Origin of the sequence: Pseudomonas wadenswilerensis, assembly GCF_900497695.1 — a bacterium.
Lineage (GTDB): Bacteria > Pseudomonadota > Gammaproteobacteria > Pseudomonadales > Pseudomonadaceae > Aquipseudomonas > Aquipseudomonas wadenswilerensis.
On the sequence record NZ_UIDD01000008.1, the window covers coordinates 146012 to 163736 of the forward strand.

16 protein-coding genes and 1 pseudogene are annotated in these 17725 nt (G+C 64.3%); 12 read left to right on the forward strand and 5 right to left on the reverse strand.

Annotated features, from left to right (window positions below; genetic code table 11):
- The first annotated feature begins 49 nt into the window (after positions 1–49).
- From CCOS864_RS16080 to CCOS864_RS16105, 6 genes are all read left to right on the forward strand, one after another.
- On the forward strand, positions 50–862 hold the full coding sequence (locus tag CCOS864_RS16080; protein WP_115087257.1) for an AraC family transcriptional regulator: 813 nt from the start codon (positions 50–52) through the stop codon (positions 860–862).
- 81 nt (positions 863–943) lie between these two features.
- Positions 944–1339, forward strand: coding sequence for a hypothetical protein (locus CCOS864_RS16085; RefSeq protein ID WP_115087258.1), 396 nt, complete (start codon positions 944–946; stop codon positions 1337–1339).
- A gap of 3 nt (positions 1340–1342) precedes the next feature.
- Entirely contained in the window at positions 1343–4003 is a 2661-nt protein-coding gene (locus CCOS864_RS16090; protein WP_115087259.1) for a DUF4132 domain-containing protein, read from the forward strand.
- 59 nt (positions 4004–4062) lie between these two features.
- Positions 4063–4482, forward strand: a complete 420-nt coding sequence (locus tag CCOS864_RS16095) for an LIC_13387 family protein (RefSeq protein ID WP_010221778.1) — start codon at positions 4063–4065, stop codon at positions 4480–4482.
- Positions 4479–4904 (forward strand): hypothetical protein, encoded by a 426-nt coding sequence (locus CCOS864_RS16100; RefSeq protein WP_115087260.1) that lies wholly within the window; start codon positions 4479–4481, stop codon positions 4902–4904. Before CCOS864_RS16095 ends, CCOS864_RS16100 begins: the two co-directional genes overlap by 4 nt.
- Positions 4901–5950, forward strand: coding sequence for an NAD(P)/FAD-dependent oxidoreductase (locus CCOS864_RS16105; RefSeq protein ID WP_115087261.1), 1050 nt, complete (start codon positions 4901–4903; stop codon positions 5948–5950). Before CCOS864_RS16100 ends, CCOS864_RS16105 begins: the two co-directional genes overlap by 4 nt.
- Here the strand turns inward: CCOS864_RS16105 and CCOS864_RS16110 are convergent.
- The gene (locus tag CCOS864_RS16110) at positions 5940–6815 is read right to left on the reverse strand and encodes a LysR family transcriptional regulator (protein WP_115087262.1); all 876 of its coding nucleotides are present in this window, start codon (positions 6813–6815) and stop codon (positions 5940–5942) included. The two genes, CCOS864_RS16105 and CCOS864_RS16110, sit on opposite strands and share 11 nt — an antisense overlap.
- Positions 6816–6946: 131 nt before the next feature.
- On the opposite strand from CCOS864_RS16110, the gene ampC reads away from it, so the two are divergent.
- Positions 6947–8101: a class C beta-lactamase gene (gene ampC / locus CCOS864_RS16115; RefSeq protein WP_115087263.1), complete on the forward strand. Its 1155-nt coding sequence runs from the start codon at positions 6947–6949 to the stop codon at positions 8099–8101.
- 196 nt (positions 8102–8297) lie between these two features.
- Here ampC and CCOS864_RS16120 read toward each other — a convergent pair whose 3' ends face one another.
- Positions 8298–8921: a glutathione S-transferase family protein gene (locus tag CCOS864_RS16120; RefSeq protein WP_115087264.1), complete on the reverse strand. Its 624-nt coding sequence runs from the start codon at positions 8919–8921 to the stop codon at positions 8298–8300.
- A gap of 3 nt (positions 8922–8924) precedes the next feature.
- On the reverse strand, positions 8925–9716 hold the full coding sequence (locus tag CCOS864_RS16125) for a response regulator transcription factor (RefSeq protein ID WP_115087265.1): 792 nt from the start codon (positions 9714–9716) through the stop codon (positions 8925–8927).
- Between the two features lie 166 nt (positions 9717–9882).
- Between CCOS864_RS16125 and CCOS864_RS16130 the strand changes: the two genes are divergently transcribed.
- The 3 genes from CCOS864_RS16130 to CCOS864_RS16140 all read left to right on the forward strand — a co-directional run bounded on the left by CCOS864_RS16130 (position 9883) and on the right by CCOS864_RS16140 (position 13330).
- Entirely contained in the window at positions 9883–11001 is a 1119-nt protein-coding gene (locus tag CCOS864_RS16130) for a DmpA family aminopeptidase (RefSeq protein WP_115087266.1), read from the forward strand.
- An 86-nt stretch (positions 11002–11087) separates the two neighbouring features.
- Entirely contained in the window at positions 11088–12461 is a 1374-nt protein-coding gene (gene ppnN / locus CCOS864_RS16135; protein WP_115087267.1) for a nucleotide 5'-monophosphate nucleosidase PpnN, read from the forward strand.
- A gap of 182 nt (positions 12462–12643) precedes the next feature.
- Positions 12644–13330 carry a TIGR04211 family SH3 domain-containing protein gene (locus tag CCOS864_RS16140; protein WP_115087268.1) on the forward strand — a complete coding sequence of 229 codons (687 nt, stop codon included), beginning with the start codon at positions 12644–12646 and terminating at the stop codon, positions 13328–13330.
- An 18-nt stretch (positions 13331–13348) separates the two neighbouring features.
- Here CCOS864_RS16140 and CCOS864_RS16145 read toward each other — a convergent pair whose 3' ends face one another.
- Complete coding sequence (locus CCOS864_RS16145; protein WP_115087269.1) at positions 13349–14272, reverse strand: DMT family transporter; 924 nt, start codon at positions 14270–14272, stop codon at positions 13349–13351.
- Positions 14273–14368: 96 nt separating this feature from the next.
- Here CCOS864_RS16145 and CCOS864_RS16150 point away from each other — a divergent pair, with 96 nt between their 5' ends.
- Together CCOS864_RS16150 and CCOS864_RS28600 are read left to right on the forward strand one after the other, a co-directional pair.
- On the forward strand, positions 14369–14926 hold the full coding sequence (locus CCOS864_RS16150; RefSeq protein WP_010221765.1) for a helix-turn-helix domain-containing protein: 558 nt from the start codon (positions 14369–14371) through the stop codon (positions 14924–14926).
- Positions 14927–14939: 13 nt separating this feature from the next.
- Entirely contained in the window at positions 14940–15461 is a 522-nt protein-coding gene (locus CCOS864_RS28600; protein ID WP_115087658.1) for a methylated-DNA--[protein]-cysteine S-methyltransferase, read from the forward strand.
- A gap of 133 nt (positions 15462–15594) precedes the next feature.
- Here CCOS864_RS28600 and CCOS864_RS16160 read toward each other — a convergent pair.
- A pseudogene (locus CCOS864_RS16160) lies at positions 15595–17664 on the reverse strand (TonB-dependent siderophore receptor); the annotation flags it as partial.
- Positions 17665–17725: the final 61 nt, after the last annotated feature.

Genomic DNA, 17725 nt, shown 5'->3' on the forward strand with positions numbered 1-17725 from the left:
CAGACGTTAAGGTCTTTGCCCGACTTTCACTAACGCCAGCGCCCCGCCAGTGTCGCCAAAAGGACAACACCCCGCAGTCACCCCGCAGTCACTGGAGCAGCTGACCGCACTGCCACGCCCGGTATATGGCCATGTACAGGCGCTGCCCAACGTGGTGCTCGGCTACCGCCACTCGCACCCTTGGGGACAGTTGTCCTACGCCATTCGCGGCGTACTGGAGGTGCACACCGACCTGGGTTTCTATCTGGTGCCGCCGCAGCGGGCGGTGTGGGTACCGGCGCAGGTGCAGCACCGGGTCAGTTGTGCCGACAGCACCTGCCTGCGCAGCCTTTACCTGGAAACAGCGCCGCCGAGCTGGAGCGACCCGCAATGCCGGGTCATCGCGGTCGACCCATTGTTGCGCGAGCTGATCCGCACCTTCAGCGAACTGCCGGTGGAGTACGACAGCGATGGCCCTGACGGGCGCCTGGTGCAGGTGTTGCTCGACCAGCTGGACAGCGCCGAACAGCAGCAGTTGATGCTGCCCCTGCCGCTCGACCGTGACCTGCGCGCACTGTGCAGCCACCTGCAGGCGCAACCCGACTCGCCTACCGGGCTGGCCGACTGGGCGCGGCAAGCAGGCGTTTCGGAGAAAACCCTGAGCCGCCGTTTTCAACGTGAAACCGGCCTGAGCTTTCGCCTCTGGCGCCAGCGCATGCGCCTGCTCAGCGCCCTGCCTGCCCTTGAGCGCGGCGAGCGGGTCACCGACGTGGCCCTGGCCTGCGGCTATGAGTCGCTATCAGCGTTTATCGCCGCCTTCGGCAAGCAGTTCGGCCTGCCGCCGGGTGAGTTCTTTCGCGCGCGAACCGGCAGCGATCAGTAAGCGCCTGCACGTCGAAATCGCCTGGCCAGCCTGATACCCTTGCGCCTATCCGTTTTGCCTCTTGCCAGAAAAGGAGTTCCCATGGCAACGCTCACCGTCCGCGACGAGTCGGTCTCGGGCGAAGTCTTCGATGATTTCGCCCTGCACTTTGCCACCGACACCATCACCGTGCGCCAGTTGATCCGCGAGCGGGTCCATCAGGAAGTCCAGCAGCGCAACCATGAAACCGACCACAGCCGGCGCCAGCGCCTGGTCACCCCCGAGTCGCTGGAAGCCGCGCTCAATGGCGAGCGCCCGATTGAGCGCCCGAGTATCGACTGGCGCAAGCAGGTCGACATCGCCTGCGACGCCTTCGAGCGCAACGGCTTTTTCATCCTCCTCGACGAGCGTCAGGCCGAAAGCCTCGACGAAGTCCTGACCATCCGTCACGACAGCGTGGTCAATTTCATCAAACTGACCCCACTGGTAGGAGGCTGAACCATGGCACTCGAACAACTTCAGGCGTTTCGCCATGACCGCCCGCAATCCGAGCTGGGCCCGGTCGAACACATCGGCCCGGACGGCTACCCGCTGCTGGCCGGCTCCGAACTGCGCCACGAACATGAGTTGATCAGCGAACTGCTGCCGCTGGTGCAGAAGATCCATGGCCGCCCTGATGCCATGGTCTTTGCCTTGAGCAAACTGCCGGCGATCATGGCCCTGGATGCCGACCCGGCGTTTCGTACGCGCCTGGTCCTGGCCCTGATCGAACGGGTGGTGGCCTACAACGGTGAGCTGAGCACGGCCAGTGCCGGCCATGCCTTTTCGCACATCTTCGACTATGGCGTGCTACCGGCGCTGATGACCTGGCTGATGGAAAACGGCGCCGACGTCGGCCAGTTGGCCGAGCCTGTGCTGCAGTGGTTCACCAGCTACCGCTTTGCCTATTACGGCACCCTGCCGACCCTGACCGTGACTGACTGGGTCATTGCGCAAAACTACCAACAAGTGCCCGACGACCTGCGCGACCTGCTGATCATGCTACGCAGCCAGTGCGCTGACCTCGGTCACTACGGCAACTTCGGCGAACAGCTGATGGCCAAGCTCGACCCGCTGCTGGGCAACGGCGCCTGGCAGGTGCTGGCGCCGTGCGAACACTGGACCCAGCTGGCCCTCGAAGACCTCGAACAACTCAGCCCCGAGGGGCGCGAAGACTGGCTGGCACTGTTGCGTCAGGCCGCTGCGGCGACCTCGGCGCGGCCGTCGGCGAAATGGCTGAAGAACGCCCAGGCGCTGCTGCTCAAGGTCGGTGAAGCCTCGCTGCGGGAAGCCCTGCTGCGCTGGTTTGCGCGGGTCGATGCCGGGCGCTGCGGTGCACTGCTCAACGTTGGCTGGGAAAGCAGCGATGACCGCGCGCGCATGCACGATGGCAATGCCACGGTGCTGCGCGGCCTGTTATGGATGAGCGCGCCGCTGGCCGACAGCGAACTGACCCGGGCCATCGCCCGCCTCGCGTTGAGCGCCTACCGCAAGGTGCGCGGCATCGGCCCGCGAGCGCCCAAGGTCGGCAACGCAGCGGTATTCGCCCTGTCGTCGATCCCCAGCAGCGAAGCCGTCGGGCAACTGGCCCTGCTCAAGGTGCGGGTCAAGTTCGGTACCGCGCAGAAGGAAATCGAAAAGGCCTTCACCAGCGCCGCCGAAGCCCTGCAGCTGCCGCGTGACCAGATCGAAGAGCTCGGCGTGCCGACCTACGGCCTGGAACAGGTCGGCCTGCGCCGCGAAAGCTTCGATGACGGCGCCTTTGTCGCCGAACTCAAAGTCGACGGCAAGAGCGCCAGCCTGAGCTGGTTCCGCGCCGACGGCACGCCGCAGAAATCGGTGCCGGCCAAGGTCAAGGCTGACTACAAGGAGGAGCTCAAGGAGCTGCAAGGTGCGGTCAAGGACATCGGCGCCATGCTCCCGGCCCAGGCCGAGCGCCTGGACAGCCTGTTCCTGCTGGAAAAGCACTGGGCGTTCGGCCAATGGCAGGAGCGCTACCTTGACCATCCGCTGATCGGCACCCTGGCGCGGCGGCTGATCTGGGTGATCAGCGAAAGCGGCCAGCAGCACGCCGTGGTGTTCAGCGAGGACCGCCTGCAAAGCCTCGAGGGCAACACCATCAGCCCTTCCAGCGACGCCCAAGTGCGCCTCTGGCACCCGATCGGCCGCCCGCTGGAAGAGATCCTCGCCTGGCGCGAGCGCATCGAAACGCTGCAGATCACCCAGCCGTTCAAGCAGGCCCACCGCGAGGTCTACCTGCTGACCGAAGCCGAGCGCAACACCGCCACCTATTCCAACCGCTTCGCTGCGCACATTCTGCGTCAGCACCAGTTCCACGCCCTGGCCGCCGCCCGCGGCTGGCGCAACAAACTGCGGCTGATGGTCGATGACACCTACCCGCCGGCCACCCGTGAACTGCCGGCCTGGGGCCTGCGCGCCGAGTTCTGGATCGAGGGCGTGGGCGACGACTACGGCGTCGACACCAACGAAGCCGGGGCCTTCCTGCGCCTGAGCACCGACCAGGTACGCTTCTACCCCATCGACGCCGCACAGCGTAGTGCCCATGCCGGTGGCGGCGGCTATGCCATGAACCGCTGGGACAACGCCGAAGACGCCGCGCCCTTGCCGCTGGAGCAGGTGCCGGCGCTGGTGCTCAGCGAAGTGATGCGCGATGTCGACCTGTTCGTCGGCGTCGCCTCGCTGGCCAACGACCCGCTGTGGGCCGACGGCGGGCCGGACGGCCGTTACCGCGATTACTGGCACAACCATTCGTTCGGCGAACTGGGCGCCACCGCACAAACGCGCAAGCAACTGCTGGAAAAACTGCTGCCGCGCATGACCCGCCTCAAGGACAAATGGGCCCTGCACGGGCGCTTCCTGGAAGTCACCGGCAAGCTGCGCAGCTACAAGATCCACCTGGGCTCGGGCAATATCCTGATGCTGCCCAACGATCAGTACCTGTGCATCGTCCCCGACGCCAAGGCGCGCCAACAGACCACGCCGCAGTACCTGCCGTTCGAGGGCGATGCCCTGCTGTCGATCATCCTCTCCAAGGCCATGTTGCTGATCGACGACGACAAGATCAGCGACCCGACCATCACCCGCCAGCTGGCCTTGAAGTAGATTGTCTGTGCGCCGCTGGCCCACCGGCGGCGCTTTATTCACCTGCCAAAGGATTGCCCGTGATCGCTCAACTACTGATCTGTGCCAGCGCTGCCATCGCCCTGCTCCTGGGCACTGTGCACCTGGTCTATACCTTCGCCAGCAACAAGTTCCAGCCGCGTGACCCGGCGCTGGGCGAACAGATGCAAAAAATCTCCCCGGTGATTTCCCGGCAGACGACGGTGTGGCGTGCCTGGGTGGGTTTCAATGCCAGCCATAGCCTGGGCGCCATGCTGTTCGGCCTGGTGTATGGCTACCTGGCCCTGGCAGCACCGCAGGCGTTGCTGCGTGACGGCTTTCTGCTGGGCCTGGGGGTTGTGTTCCTGGCGAGCATGGCGCTGCTGGCGCGGCGCTACTGGTTCAACATTCCCCTGATCGGCATCAGCCTTGCGCTGCTGCTGTTTGTTGGCGCCGTCATGCTTCAGGCCCTGCCGCTATGAGGCTGTTGCTGCTGGGTTTGATGCTGATCGGCACGGTTTGCGTGGCCGATGATGAAGACTATCCGGACCCGCTCTACGGCTTTGTGGTCGGGCCTTATGCACTGGTCGGCAAACAACCGGACAACGGCGCCACGTATTCGGGCCGGGCCACCCTGCGCTATCTGGACGGTCAACTGGTGCTGGCGAAGACCATCGACGGCAAGACCCGGACCGCCATCGGCCAGGTCGAGGTCGCGGCCATTGCCAAGGCCAAAGTGCTGCGTTTCACCTGCCCCGGGCACCGCTCGACCTGCCTGATCCACGGTGACCTGGACAACTACGCGCGCTTGACCTGTTACTGGCAGCGCGACGGCGTCGAGCACAAGGAGCCGGGGATGGAAAGCTACTTCCCGACCGCCACCTGGCCGGAGAATCGCCAATGACAACAGGCATTCAACGCCCGAGCGTGGTGGTGATCGGCGCCGGCATCATCGGTGCCTCGATTGCCTATCACTTGAGCAAGCATGCCCAGGTGACGGTGATCGACAAGGGCCAAGCAGGCCTGGGCGTCACCTCACAGGCCTTTGGCTGGCTCAACACAACGGCACCACAGCCCGGCGAATTTGCCCAACTGCGCGGCCTGGCGATTGCCGAGTATCACCGGCTGCAGAACGAGCTGGGCACGGCGCCGATCAACTGGACCGGCGCGCTGTCGTTCAACCAGGCGCTGTCGCCTGCTGACGGCGTCGAGCCGATCGACCCCGCTCGTGTGCAACAGCTTGAGCCGCATTTCAAAGCGCCCCGGCAGCAGGCGCTGTTTGCGCCGCAGGAAGGCTCCATCGACCCGCCAGCGATGACCCGTTTGCTGCTGGAGCGCGCCCAGACCAACGGCGCCAACGTGCTGACCGACACCCAGGTGCTGGCCATCGAATGCCTTGACGGCGCCGTCGCGGCACTCGTTACAACTGGCGGGCTGATTGCCTGCGAGCGTCTGGTACTGGCGGCCGGCACCGAGTGCAAGGCCTTGCTGCAGCCCTTGGGCGTGACATTACCGCTGCACCCGTCGCCGTCGATCCTGATCCGCCTGCGGGCACACGAGCGACTGGTGCACACCCTGATCGCCAGCAACGAACTGGAAATCCGCCAACCGACGCCCGAGCGGGTCCTGGCCGCTGAAGACTACCTTGATGCCGACGGCGAAAACGGCCCCGAGGCTATTGCCCAGCGGGCGCTGAATACCATTCGGGACAGTTTGCATCGGGGCCAGGAGCTTGAACTGATCAGCACCGAGGTTGGCTGGCGGCCCATGCCGGATGATCGCATTCCGATCATCGGGGCCTTGCCCGCTGTCAGCGGGCTGTACCTGGCGGTGATGCATTCGGGCGTGACCCTGGCAGCGGTGGTCGGTCGCCTGGTTGCGCAAGAGCTGATCGATGGCCAGCTTGCGCCCGAGCTGCGAGGCTGCCGGCCTTCACGCTTCAGCCTGTAGCCGCCTTCGACAACCAGCTTTTGAATGCCGTCATCGCCGGGCTTTCGGCCTTCGACTGCAGGCGCGTCAGCCAGTAACTGCCGGTGCTGATGCCCAGGGCAAACGGCTGGCGAATGGCATCGCTGGCCAGCAACCGTTCGAACATCAACGGCGGCGCCAGGGCCACCCCGGCGCCTTGCAGGGCCGCGTCCATCATCGCCAGCGACGAATCGAAGACCATGGTCCGCGAAGGCTGCACGGCACCAGACAGCCCGGCAGCCTGGAACCATTCGGCCCATTCATCGCTGCGGTAGGAGCGCAACAGGGTTTGTTGCAGCAGGTCGGCGGGGGTATGCAACTGCAGTGCAATCGACGGCACGCACAGTACCGACAGCGGCGCCTCCAGCAGCGGCTGCGCATCGATGCCATGCCAGGCGCCGGTACCGAAGCGAATGGCGTAATCCAGGCCTTCAGCGGCGACATCGACGCGGTTGTTGTTGGTCGACAGGCGCAAATCGATAAACGGGTGCAGGGCCTGGAACTCGGGCAGGCGCGGCAGCAGCCAGCCAACGGCAAAGGTGCCCACCGCACCCACGGTCAGCACCTCGCGGTAGTGGCCGCCGTCGAAGCAGTCGAGGGTCTGGGCGATGCGGTCGAAGCATTCGCGCAGCACCGGCAGCAAGGTCTCGCCTTCGCTGGTGAGCATCAGCCCGCGTGGCAGGCGCTTGAACAGGGTGACCTTGAGCTGGGCTTCGAGGCTCTTGACCTGATGGCTGACCGCCGCCTGGGTCACGCACAGCTCGATGGCCGCGCGGGTAAAACTAAGGTGCCGGGCCGAAGCCTCGAACGCCCGCAGGGCGTTCAGGGGCAGGTGCGGTCGGATCATGCAGACTCCCAAATTTTTCTAATGGCTGCTGCGAAATATCATCGTTTGTGCAACCTGCGCAAAGCGCCTAGATTGGCGCTCCCTGCTGCAGCCAGGCTCACAACAGTCCACTTATGGAAAGGTTGCCGATCATGCACCAAACAACCAACCTCAAGCCAGGGATTCTGGCCTCCCTTGCCCTTTGCCTGGTCGCTGGGCAAAGTTTTGCCGAGACGCCGCTGGAATCAACAGTGAGCGGCGCCATCCGCCCGCTGATGCAGCAACAGGCGATCCCCGGCATGGCCGTGGCCATCAGCGTCGATGGCCAACAGCACTATTTTAACTACGGGGTAGCGTCGAAACAAAACGGCCAGGCGGTGAACGCCGACACCCTGTTCGAGATCGGTTCGCTGAGCAAGACCTTCACCGCCACCCTCGCAGGCTTTGCCCAGGCCAGTGGCAAGCTGAGCCTCGGCGACCCGGCCAGCAAGCACTGGCCGGCGCTCAAAGGCACGGCATTCGATGGCATCACCCTGCTCAACCTCGGCACCTACAGCGCCGGCGGCCTGCCCCTGCAGTTCCCGGATGAGATCAAGGGCGAGGCCGACCTGCCCGGTTACTACGGTCACTGGAAAGCCGACTACGCCCCTGGCACCCACCGGTTGTATTCCAACCCCAGCCTTGGCCTGTTCGGCTACCTCGCGGCCAAAAGCCTGGGTACGCCGTTTGCCGAGTTGATGGAAAAACAGCTGCTACCGCAACTGGGCCTGCAGCACAGCTACCTGCAGGTGCCTGCCGCGCAGATGGGCAACTACGCCCAGGGTTACAACAAGCAGGATCAACCCGTGCGCGTCGGCCCCGGGCCGCTGGATGCCGAAGCCTATGGTTTGAAAGTGACGGCTGTGGACCTCTTGCATTACCTGGACCTGAACATCCAGCCGCAAAGCCTGAGCAAACCGCTGCAGCGGGCCATCGCCACGACGCAGACCGGCTATTACCAGGTCGGTGAAATGACCCAGGGCCTGGGTTGGGAGCAGTATGCCTACCCGGTTAGCCTTGAGCAGTTGCAGGCCGGCAATGCGCCGTCGATGGTGCTGGAGCCGCAACCTGTGACCTGGTTGAAACCGGCGCGGCCGCTGCCGGCCGACACCCTGTTGAACAAAACCGGTTCGACCGATGGTTTTGGTGCCTACGTGGCGTTTGTGCCGTCAAAACGCATTGCCATCGTGTTGCTGGCGAACAAGAACTACCCGATTGCCGAGCGGGTGAAGGTGGCGCATCGGATCCTCACGGCTTTGGATCAGTAGAATCGCGGGGCAAGTCGAGGCGTCGCACCGCCGCTCCCACAGTGGATTTGTGTACGCCGGACCTGTGGGAGCTGGCTTGCCAGCGATGAAGCCGGTGCAGCCAGCACATCCAGCGTTGCCTGAATTGCGACCGCTGCGCGCTCGATCGCCGGCAAGTCCGGCTCCCACAGGCCCGACGCAATGTTTAAAGTTGACCTCAAGGCAAACCGTTGCGCCCATGCAAGCGATAGCCTTCACGTTCGTTCAGGCGATCGTAGTAAGCCTCGACCGCCGGCAGCGCCGGACGCTCCAGCGGGGTCTGCAGCCAGCGGTTGACCGACAGGCCGATGGGAATGTCGGCCAGGGAGAAGTCCGCGCCACTCACATAGGCTCCGGTACGCTCCAGCTGACGCTCAAGGATGGTCATGTTGCGCGCCCAGTTGCGACAACCCGCCGCCAGCGCTTCAGGGTCCTGGTGGGTCGGCGCCTTGCGCACCAGCGAGACAAAGGCATAGCTCCACGCGCCATTGAGGTCGGTAGCCTGCCAGTCCATCCATTGATCGACCCGCGCCCGCGCCTTCGGTTCAGCCGGGTACATCTGCTGGCCGCCGTACTGCGAAACCAGGTAACGGATGATGCTGTTGGACTCCCACAGCACAAAATCGCCGTCCTGAATCACCGGCACCATGGCATTCGGATTCAACGCAAGGAACGCCTCCTCCGCGGTCGAGCGAAAGCCCGAGCCCCAGTCTTCGCGCGCGAACGGCAGCTGCAATTCGGCGCAGGTCCACAGCACCTTGCGCACGTTGATCGATGAAGCCTTGCCCAGTATCCGTAGCATCATTCACTCCTGATGGTGGTGTTGTCCCAGGTGTTGCAAGAACAGGCTGAACAGCTCCGATTGGGACGACACCCCAAGCTTGCTGTACAGGTTGCGGCGATGCACCTTGACCGTCTCCTGGGAGATGTCCAGGCGCTTGGCGATGGCCTTGCTGGAGTTGCCGCGCAGCACCAGGCGGGCCGTTTCCAGTTCGCGGGCCGACAGGGTGTCGCTGCCAAAATGCTCCAGGGCACGCTCGACCGGGGTCGAATGCTCGCTGACCTGCTGTGGATGCTGCTGTTGCCAGTGCTGGCGCATCAGGGCCAGCAGCCACGGCGCCAGCAGGGTCAGCTGGCCGATGGTCGCCGTCTGGTAACGCTGGTTGGCACCCAACGAAATGGCCAGGACCTTGCCCGGTTCGAGGTTGAGGATCAGCTGCAGCTCGTCCTCGCCGACCAGGGCGCGAAAGTAGTTGTTGAAGTAGTCGCTCTTGCGAAACTCGTCCGGCGCCACCTCTTCCATGCGGTACACGCCATCGGCCAGGCCGTCGCGCATGGCCTGGATAAACGGGTCGAGCAGGTACAGGCCGCCCAGGTACAGTGGCGCCGCCGCAGGCGCATCGCGAAAGCCACGGTCGAATTCCTCCAGCACCCGCGGCGCACCGTCGCGCTCCACCAGCAAGGCCAGGGCAGTGTCGCAAGGCACCAGTTGATCGAGCAGCACGATCAACTGGTGCCAGAACCCCGGCCTGCCCAGCTGGTCGATGACCCGGGCCAGGGCGTGGTGATGGGCGGCGGCTTCGAATAGCAGGTTCACCGGTAACTCCTAGGGGGTAACGATTGGGGGGAATCGCCAGCGGCAGGTCGAGTTCCTAGACTCTGCACACCGGCACGCAGTATTGCCGTTGCCCGAGTACTTGTCATGCTGTGCGAGCAACGGCCATTGCGGGCCCTTCAAACCTTCCTACAGGAGCTGTGAATCAATGCGTGTACGTGATCTGGGCATTCGTATCGGCGTGGGCACCCCTGGCGCGTTCAACGCCATCACCGATGTGCCGGGCGTGCGTGTCGGCCATCACACCGTGCAGCGCGGCAGCGGCGACAACGCGGTCAATACCGGGGTCACGGTGATCGAGCCTCGGGCCCAGGCCGCCAGCCTGCAGCCGTGCTTTGCCGGCGTGCACGTACTCAACGGCAATGGCGATGCCACTGGCCTTGAGTGGATTCGCGAGGCCGGCTTGCTGACCACGCCGATTGCCTACACCAACACCCACAGCGTCGGTGTGGTCCGCGATGCGCTGGTGGCGGCCGAGCGCGAGATGGGCAAGGCGCGCACCTACTGGTGCATGCCCACGGTACTGGAAACCTACGACGGCGTGCTCAACGACATCTGGGGTCAGCATGTCACTGCCGAGCATGTCCACGCGGCGCTTGCCGCTGCGCAATCGGGGCCGGTGGCTGAAGGTTGCGTCGGCGGCGGCACCGGGATGATCTGCCACGAATTCAAGGGCGGTATCGGTAGCGCTTCGCGGGTACTGGACAGCGCGGCCGGCGGCTGGACCGTCGGCGTGCTGGTGCAGGCCAACTACGGTGTGCGCGGCGCCTTGCGGGTAGCCGGCTACCCGGTCGGCCAGGTGCTGGGTGCAGTGCATTCGCCCTTTAGCGCACCGCGCAACGTCGGCGAGCCGGGCATGGGTTCGATCGTCATCACCCTGGCCACCGACGCGCCGCTGCTGCCGCACCAGTGCACGCGCCTGGCGCAACGGGCCAGTGTCGGGCTGGCACGGGTCGGCGGCGGCACCGAAGACTCCAGTGGCGACATCTTCATCGCTTTCTCGACCGGCAACAGCCTGCCGGCGGCCAACTTTGGCCACCCGGGGCCGCCGACCAGCACGGTGCAGATGGTCAACAACGATCATATCTCGGCGCTGTTCAGCGCGGCGGCCGATGCCGTGGAGGAAGCCATCGTCAATGCCCTGCTGGCGGCCACCGACCTCGAAGCCCATGGCAGCAAGGTACTGGCACTCAAACCCGAGCAGTTGCTCGATGCCCTGCAGGCCGTCGGCTGGCGAGCCGCCCCAGGTGTTGCCGACAAGGCCTGACAGCGAAAGGCACTCGTTGCTGCGACAATTTGTCGGTATGGTGGTGTTCTGAAGATGGACGTTTACCCGCTCACAGGAAACCCAGAATGCCCCAACGTGAAGTTATCAATGCATCTGTCAGCCCAAAAGGCAGCCTGGAAACACTGTCTCAACGTGAAGTACAGCAACTGAGTGAAGCCGGTTCCGGCAGCCTGTACACCCTGTTCCGCCAGTGCGCGCTGGCAATCCTCAACACCGGCGCGCACGTCGACAACGCCAAGACCATCCTCGAAGCCTACAAAGACTTCGAGGTGCGCATTCACCAGCAGGACCGTGGCGTGCGCCTGGAACTGCTGAACGCACCGGCTGATGCCTTCGTCGATGGCGAAATGATCGCCAGCACCCGTGAAATGCTCTTCAGCGCCCTGCGCGATATCGTCTACACCGAAAGCGAACTGGCCAGCCAGCGCATCGACCTGGAAAGCTCCCAGGGCATCACCGACTACGTCTTCCACCTGCTGCGCAATGCCCGCACCCTGCGCCCGGGCGTCGAGCCAAAAATGGTGGTGTGCTGGGGCGGCCACTCGATCAGCACCGAGGAATACCAGTACACCAAGAAGGTCGGCCACGAGCTGGGCCTGCGCAAGCTGGACGTCTGCACCGGCTGCGGCCCGGGCGTGATGAAGGGCCCGATGAAGGGCGCGACCATCGCCCATGCCAAGCAGCGCATGAGCGGCAGCCGCTACCTGGGCCTGACCGAGCCGGGCATCATCGCCGCCGAAGCGCCCAACCCGATCGTCAACGAACTGGTGATCCTGCCGGACATCGAAAAACGCCTGGAAGCCTTCGTACGCGTCGGCCACGGTATCATCATCTTCCCCGGTGGCGCCGGTACCGCCGAAGAGTTCCTCTACCTGCTCGGCATCCTCATGCACCCGGACAACCGCGGCCTGCCGTTCCCGGTGATCCTCACCGGGCCGAAAAGCGCCGCGCCGTACCTGCAGCAGCTGCATGCGTTCGTGCGTGCCACCCTCGGCGAGAAGGCCCAGGAGCACTACCAGATCATCATCGACGACCCGGCCGAAGTGGCTCGGCAGATGGTTGACGGGCTCAAGGAGGTCAAGCAGTTCCGCCGCGAACGCAACGACGCCTTCCACTTCAACTGGCTGCTGAAGATCGAAGAAGGCTTCCAGCGCCCCTTCGACCCGACCCACGAAAACATGACCGGGCTCAAGCTCAGCCGCGAGCTGCCGCCGCACGAACTGGCCGCCAACCTGCGCCGGGCGTTTTCCGGGATTGTCGCCGGCAACGTCAAGGACAAGGGTATCCGCCTGATCGAAGAGAAAGGCCCGTACGAAATCAAGGGTGACAGCGCCGTGCTCGAACCCCTCGGCCACCTGCTGCAGGCGTTCGTCGACCAGCACCGGATGAAGCTGCCGGGCGGTGCCGAATACGTGCCCTGCTACCGCGTCGTGAGCTGATTCAAGCCCCTCCCCCGCTTGCGGGCACAGCCAGTGCCCGCAACATTTGCTGCTATTTTCCTACCCCCTTCAGTGAACCTGCCTGCAGAAATATGGTCTTTCAGCTGGCGGCCTGCGCGCACGCCGACTCTTCACCGGCCCAGTCATCGGGCTTTTATTGTTTATTTCACGCGAAGACCATCATGCCTATCTCTCGTCCTGTTTCTGCGGCGCCCGCGCTGTTTTCCTCCTGCACCCCGGGCGCGCGCCGCCTGCTGAGCGGTAGCCTGATAGGCGCCCTGCTGGTCCTTGCCCACCCGCTGCACGCCGAAGAAACCGCGCCCAGCAGCGAACGCTGGGTCAGCGACAGCCTGACCACCTACGTGCGCAGCGGCCCCACCGATGGCCACCGCATTGTTGGCAACCTCAAGTCCGGGCAAAAGGTCACCTTGCTGACCACTCAGGGCAACTACAGCCAGGTGCGCGGCGAGTCCGGAGACACCGTGTGGATCACCAGCAGCGACCTGCAGGCCGTGCCCGGCCAGGCCGAACGCCTGCCGCAACTGACCGGGCAGGTGACCCAGCTCAGCGAGCAGTTGAAGACCATCGACGACAGCTGGAAAACCCGCGTGCAAGGCATGCAGGAGACGCTTGATTCGCGCAAGGCGCTGATCGACGAGCTGGAAGCACGCAACAAGGCGCTGAATGCCGAGCTCGGCGATACCCAGTCGGAACTGCGCAGCACCCAGGCGCGTCTGGGTGACGAGAACAAGCAGGTGCTGATGCGCTATATGGTCTACGGCGGCGGCATCGCCGGTGCCGGCCTGCTCGCTGGCTTGATCCTGCCGGCCTTGAGCCGTGGGCGCAAACGCAACGATCGGTGGTTCTGAGGGATAGTCCTGGGACGCTCAGCGCCCCCTGTGGGAGCTGGCCTTGCCAGCGATCGGCCGCGTAGCGGTCGTGATCCGCAGCGTCCAGCCAAAGGTCATCCCCGCCGCCGCCAGCAAAATCAAGCCGGAACCGGCCAGTTGCAGCGCACTGAGCGGGTGCCCCAGGGCCAGCCAGTCGACCAGGATCGCCACCACCGGGTAGATGAACGACAAGGCGCCGACCAGGCTGGTGGGGATCTTCTGGATAGCGCTGTACAGCAGGGTCGACATCAGCCCGGTGTGGACGATGCCGATGGTGGCCAGCCAGGCCCAGGTAGCGGGCGCACGCGTCAACCCCGGCACCTGCGCAAAGGGCGCCAGCAGCCCTACACCGACCAGCATCTGGATCAGCACGATCAATTGCGGCGCCACACCGTGCAATCGCTTGGTGATAACGGCGGCAATCGCATAGAAAAACGCCGCACCCAGCGCCATTAGCACGCCCAGACGGTAATCACCGGCGACCGCATCAGCGCTCGATCCGGCCATGACGATCAGCAGCATTCCCGCGAACGCCGCCAGCAACCAGCCGGCTTTGCCAGCGGTCATCTTCTCGGCGAACAACAGCATGCCCAAGCCCACCAGCATAAACGGCTGGGTATGATAGACCACGGTGCTCACGGCGATCGAGGCATGCCCATAGGCGCTGAACAGCAACACCCAGTTCAGCACCAGCGCCACCCCGCCGACTGCCGCCGCCAATGCCTGGCGCCGGCTAATCCTCCCTCGCCGCAGCAAACCCAGCCCGGCACAGGCCAGCAGTAGTGCCAACGCACCGAACAGGCAGCGCCAGAACACCACGGCGGCCGCAGGCTGGTCTGCGGCCAGGACGAACCAGCCAACCGTGCCGGAGATCAGCATGGCGGCGGTCATCTCCAGGGTGCCGCGTGTTTTCAGGTGCATGGCGAGCTGACTCCTGTCATATCGAACAAAGGTCCGTTATGCTGAACAGATGAAAACCGTTCGTCAAGACGAACAATTGACCGGTATAGCGAACAAATGATCGAAGCACACTCCCCCATCCTCTTGCTGGCCAGCGCCATCCGCCGCGAGCGTGAGCGCCTGGGCCTGTCAGTGACCGAACTGGGCAAGCGCGCAGGCCTGGCCAAGTCCACCCTGTCGCAGCTGGAGTCCGGGGTCGGCAACCCCAGCCTGGAAACCCTCTGGGCCCTGGCCGGCGCGCTGCAAGTGCCGGTCAGCCGGCTGATGGGCCAGCCGCGTCAGCATGTGCAGGTGATTCGCGCCAATGAAGGCGCCGCCAGCCACGCCGAGCAGGCCAATTACGCCGCCACCTTGCTCGCCGCCTGTCCGGCGGGGGCTCAGCGCGATATTTACCGGGTGCGGGTGCAGCCAGGTGAGCCACGGCTGTCAAAACCGCATCCACCGGGTACCCTTGAGCATGTGATCCTGTGCCACGGCCGCGCCCGAGTGGGGCCGGTCGAGCAGGCGGTGACACTGGCGGCCGGCGACTACATGAGCTATTCGGCCGATACCCCGCACCTGTTCGACGCGCTGGACGCCGACACCCTGGCCGTGATGCTGATCGAACACGCCTGAACGAGGAATGCTGATGAGCGAACTGCTGCTGCGCCGCCTGCACTTGCCGGCGCCGATGGGCCAGGTGCTGATCGTCAGTGACGGCCAGCAACTGTTGGCACTGGAATTCGATGCGCCCGAAAAACGCCTGCTGCGGCTGCTGCGTAGCCGCTTCGGCACAGGCGTGCAGTTGCGTGAAACCGCGGGGCTGGCGGCGCTCGCCGATGCCGTGCAGGCCTACTGCACGGGCCAATTGCAGGCGTTTGATGCAGTGCCCATTGACGCTGGCGGCACCCTGTTCCAGCAGCGCGTCTGGGCGGCGTTACGAGCGATCCCGGTGGGCAGCACCCGCACCTACGGGCAGATCGCCGCACAGCTTGGTAACCCCGCAGCCGCGCGGGCAGTAGGCCTGGCCAATGCACTGAATCCGGTGAGCCTGGCCATCCCCTGCCATCGGCTGGTGGGCAGCAACGGCGCGCTGACCGGTTATGGCGGTGGGATTGAACGCAAGCGCTGGTTGCTGGAGCACGAACGTCGCAATTCAGACGACGGCTGATGTTGGCTGAACCGGCCTCATCGCTGGCAAGCCAGCTCCCACAGGTACGGCGTACACAGATTTGCTGTGGGAGCTGCAGGCGCCCTACTGACAGTATTTACATAGGGTTCAGGGGGCGTTGTTATTTAGCCAGTCAAAAATCCCAGCGGGTGGTCAACATCAAGTTGCGCGGGTCACCATAAGACATCGAATTATAGAAACCGATATTGGTGTAATAGCGTTTATCGAACAGGTTATTGGCATTCACAGTGGCCGAAAAGCTATCGGTGAACTGGTAGCGGGCCATCAGGTCCACCAGCCAGAACGGATCCTGGGCGAATTCCTCGTCGATGTCCTTGGGCTGATTGTGCAGCACCTGCCAGCCCTTGCCCTGCCAACGCGCACCACCGCCGACGGTCAGCCGCTCGAGTGCGCCCTTGAGCTTGTAGCTGGTGTAGAAGCTGACCTGGTCTTGCGGCTCCCAGGTCGAAACCTTCTGGCCATCGTCATCGCGAATCACTTTATGGGTGTAACCGGCCTGCAATTGCCAGCCCGGCGCCAGCTCACCCGAGACTTCGGCCTCGAAGCCCTTGGTCTTGGCTTTCACGCCCATCCAGGCGAAGGCCACGTCGGGGTTGGTCGGGTTGCCGTTGTACTGGTTGTCCTCGACCGTACGATTGCTCTCATGGATCTCGAAATAGGCAAGGCTGGCGTTGACCCGGCCGTCAAGGAATTCACCCTTCAGACCCAGTTCGTAGTTCTGCCCTTCGTCCGGGTCCAGCAGGCGGTTGGTACGGTCACGGAACCAGGCGTCCTGGGGCATGAAGATATCGGTGTAGCTGGCGTACAGCGAGTAGGTGTCGTTGAGGTCATAGACCGCGCCAACGTACGGTACCAGGCGGTCGTTTTCCTTGTTGTTGTCCTCGATCCCGTCGTAGCTGTAGTTGACCAGGCGCCCGCCGAGCAGCAGGGTCAGGTCGTCGGTCGGGTGCAGGCGTGCTGTGAGGTAGGTGCCGTTCTGGCGCACCTTGTCGTCGGTGCGCGCCGCCACCGGGCCCCAGTCGGGTTCGCCAATGTCGCCGTCCCAGTTGGGGAAGTCCGCGATGTTGTTGTTGGCATGGGTGACATTGCGGTAGTCGTTGCCCTTCCAGCGCGAGGCGGTGAAGGAGTTGCCGATCACCAGCTCATGCTCGCGGCCGAACAACTGGAACGGCCCGCTCGCATACAGGTCGAGGGAGTCGCTCACGGTCTCGCCGGTGTACTTCTGCGCATAGATGCCGGCGGTGCCGTCCTTGCGTGGCTGGTAGCCCTGGATCGAGCCGAGCGGCGCGTGGTAGCCGTTGATCTTGTGATCGAGCTGGGCCTTGGCCACCCAGCCGTTGTCCAGGTGATGCTCGAGGCTGGCGAACACGGTGCGGGTGTATTGCTCCCAACTGCTCCATTTCGCCGCGTTGTTGAAGTGGTGCGAGACATTGTTGGTGTCGCCATTGCCATCGTACAGCGGCACGGTGCCCGACCAGCTGGAGCCTTTGGGGTTGTTGTCCTGGTAGTCGGCGCCAACGGTCAGCAAGGTGTCAGGGTCGAGGTCGAACTCGAGGATGCCGTAGTAGACGCTGGTCTTGCGCTGGTAGTGATCAAGGAACGAGTGCTTGTCCTGATAGGCCGCCACCGCCCGGCCACGCACATTGGCGCTGTCGGTCAGCGGGCCGCTGACGTCCAGTTCGCTGCGGTAGTTGTCCCAGCTGCCGGCGCCAAGGGCGAAGTGGCCCTTGAACTCGGCGGTGGGCTTCTTGCGCACCAGGTTGATGGTGGCGCCCAGGGAGCCTGCGCCAGTCAGCAATCCGGTAGCGCCCTTGAGCACTTCGACGCGGTCGTAGATGGCCATGTCGCTGAGGCTGTTGCCGGCCGAGTAACCGACGTTGCGCGAGGTCGAGGGAATGCCGTCGTACTGGAAGTTGTTGATGGCAAAGCCGCGCGCGTAGTAGCTGTTGCGCTCGGTGTCATAGGCCGAGACGGTGATGCCCGGGGTGTGGCGCATCACGTCGTCGATGTTGTTGAGGCCGAAGTCATCCATGTGCTGGCGGGTCACCACGGTGATCGACTGCGGCGTCTCGCGCGGGGTCAGTACCAATCGTGTGGCGGTGGCAATGGTGCCGGGGGTGTAGGAGCGGCTCTCTTCGGTGATGGTACCCAACTGGTTGCTGGTGACCTCGGTGGCGCTGAGGTTGATCGCACCCGCCTCGCTCACTTCCCGTACCAGGCTGTAACGCCCGTCCGCTTCCCTG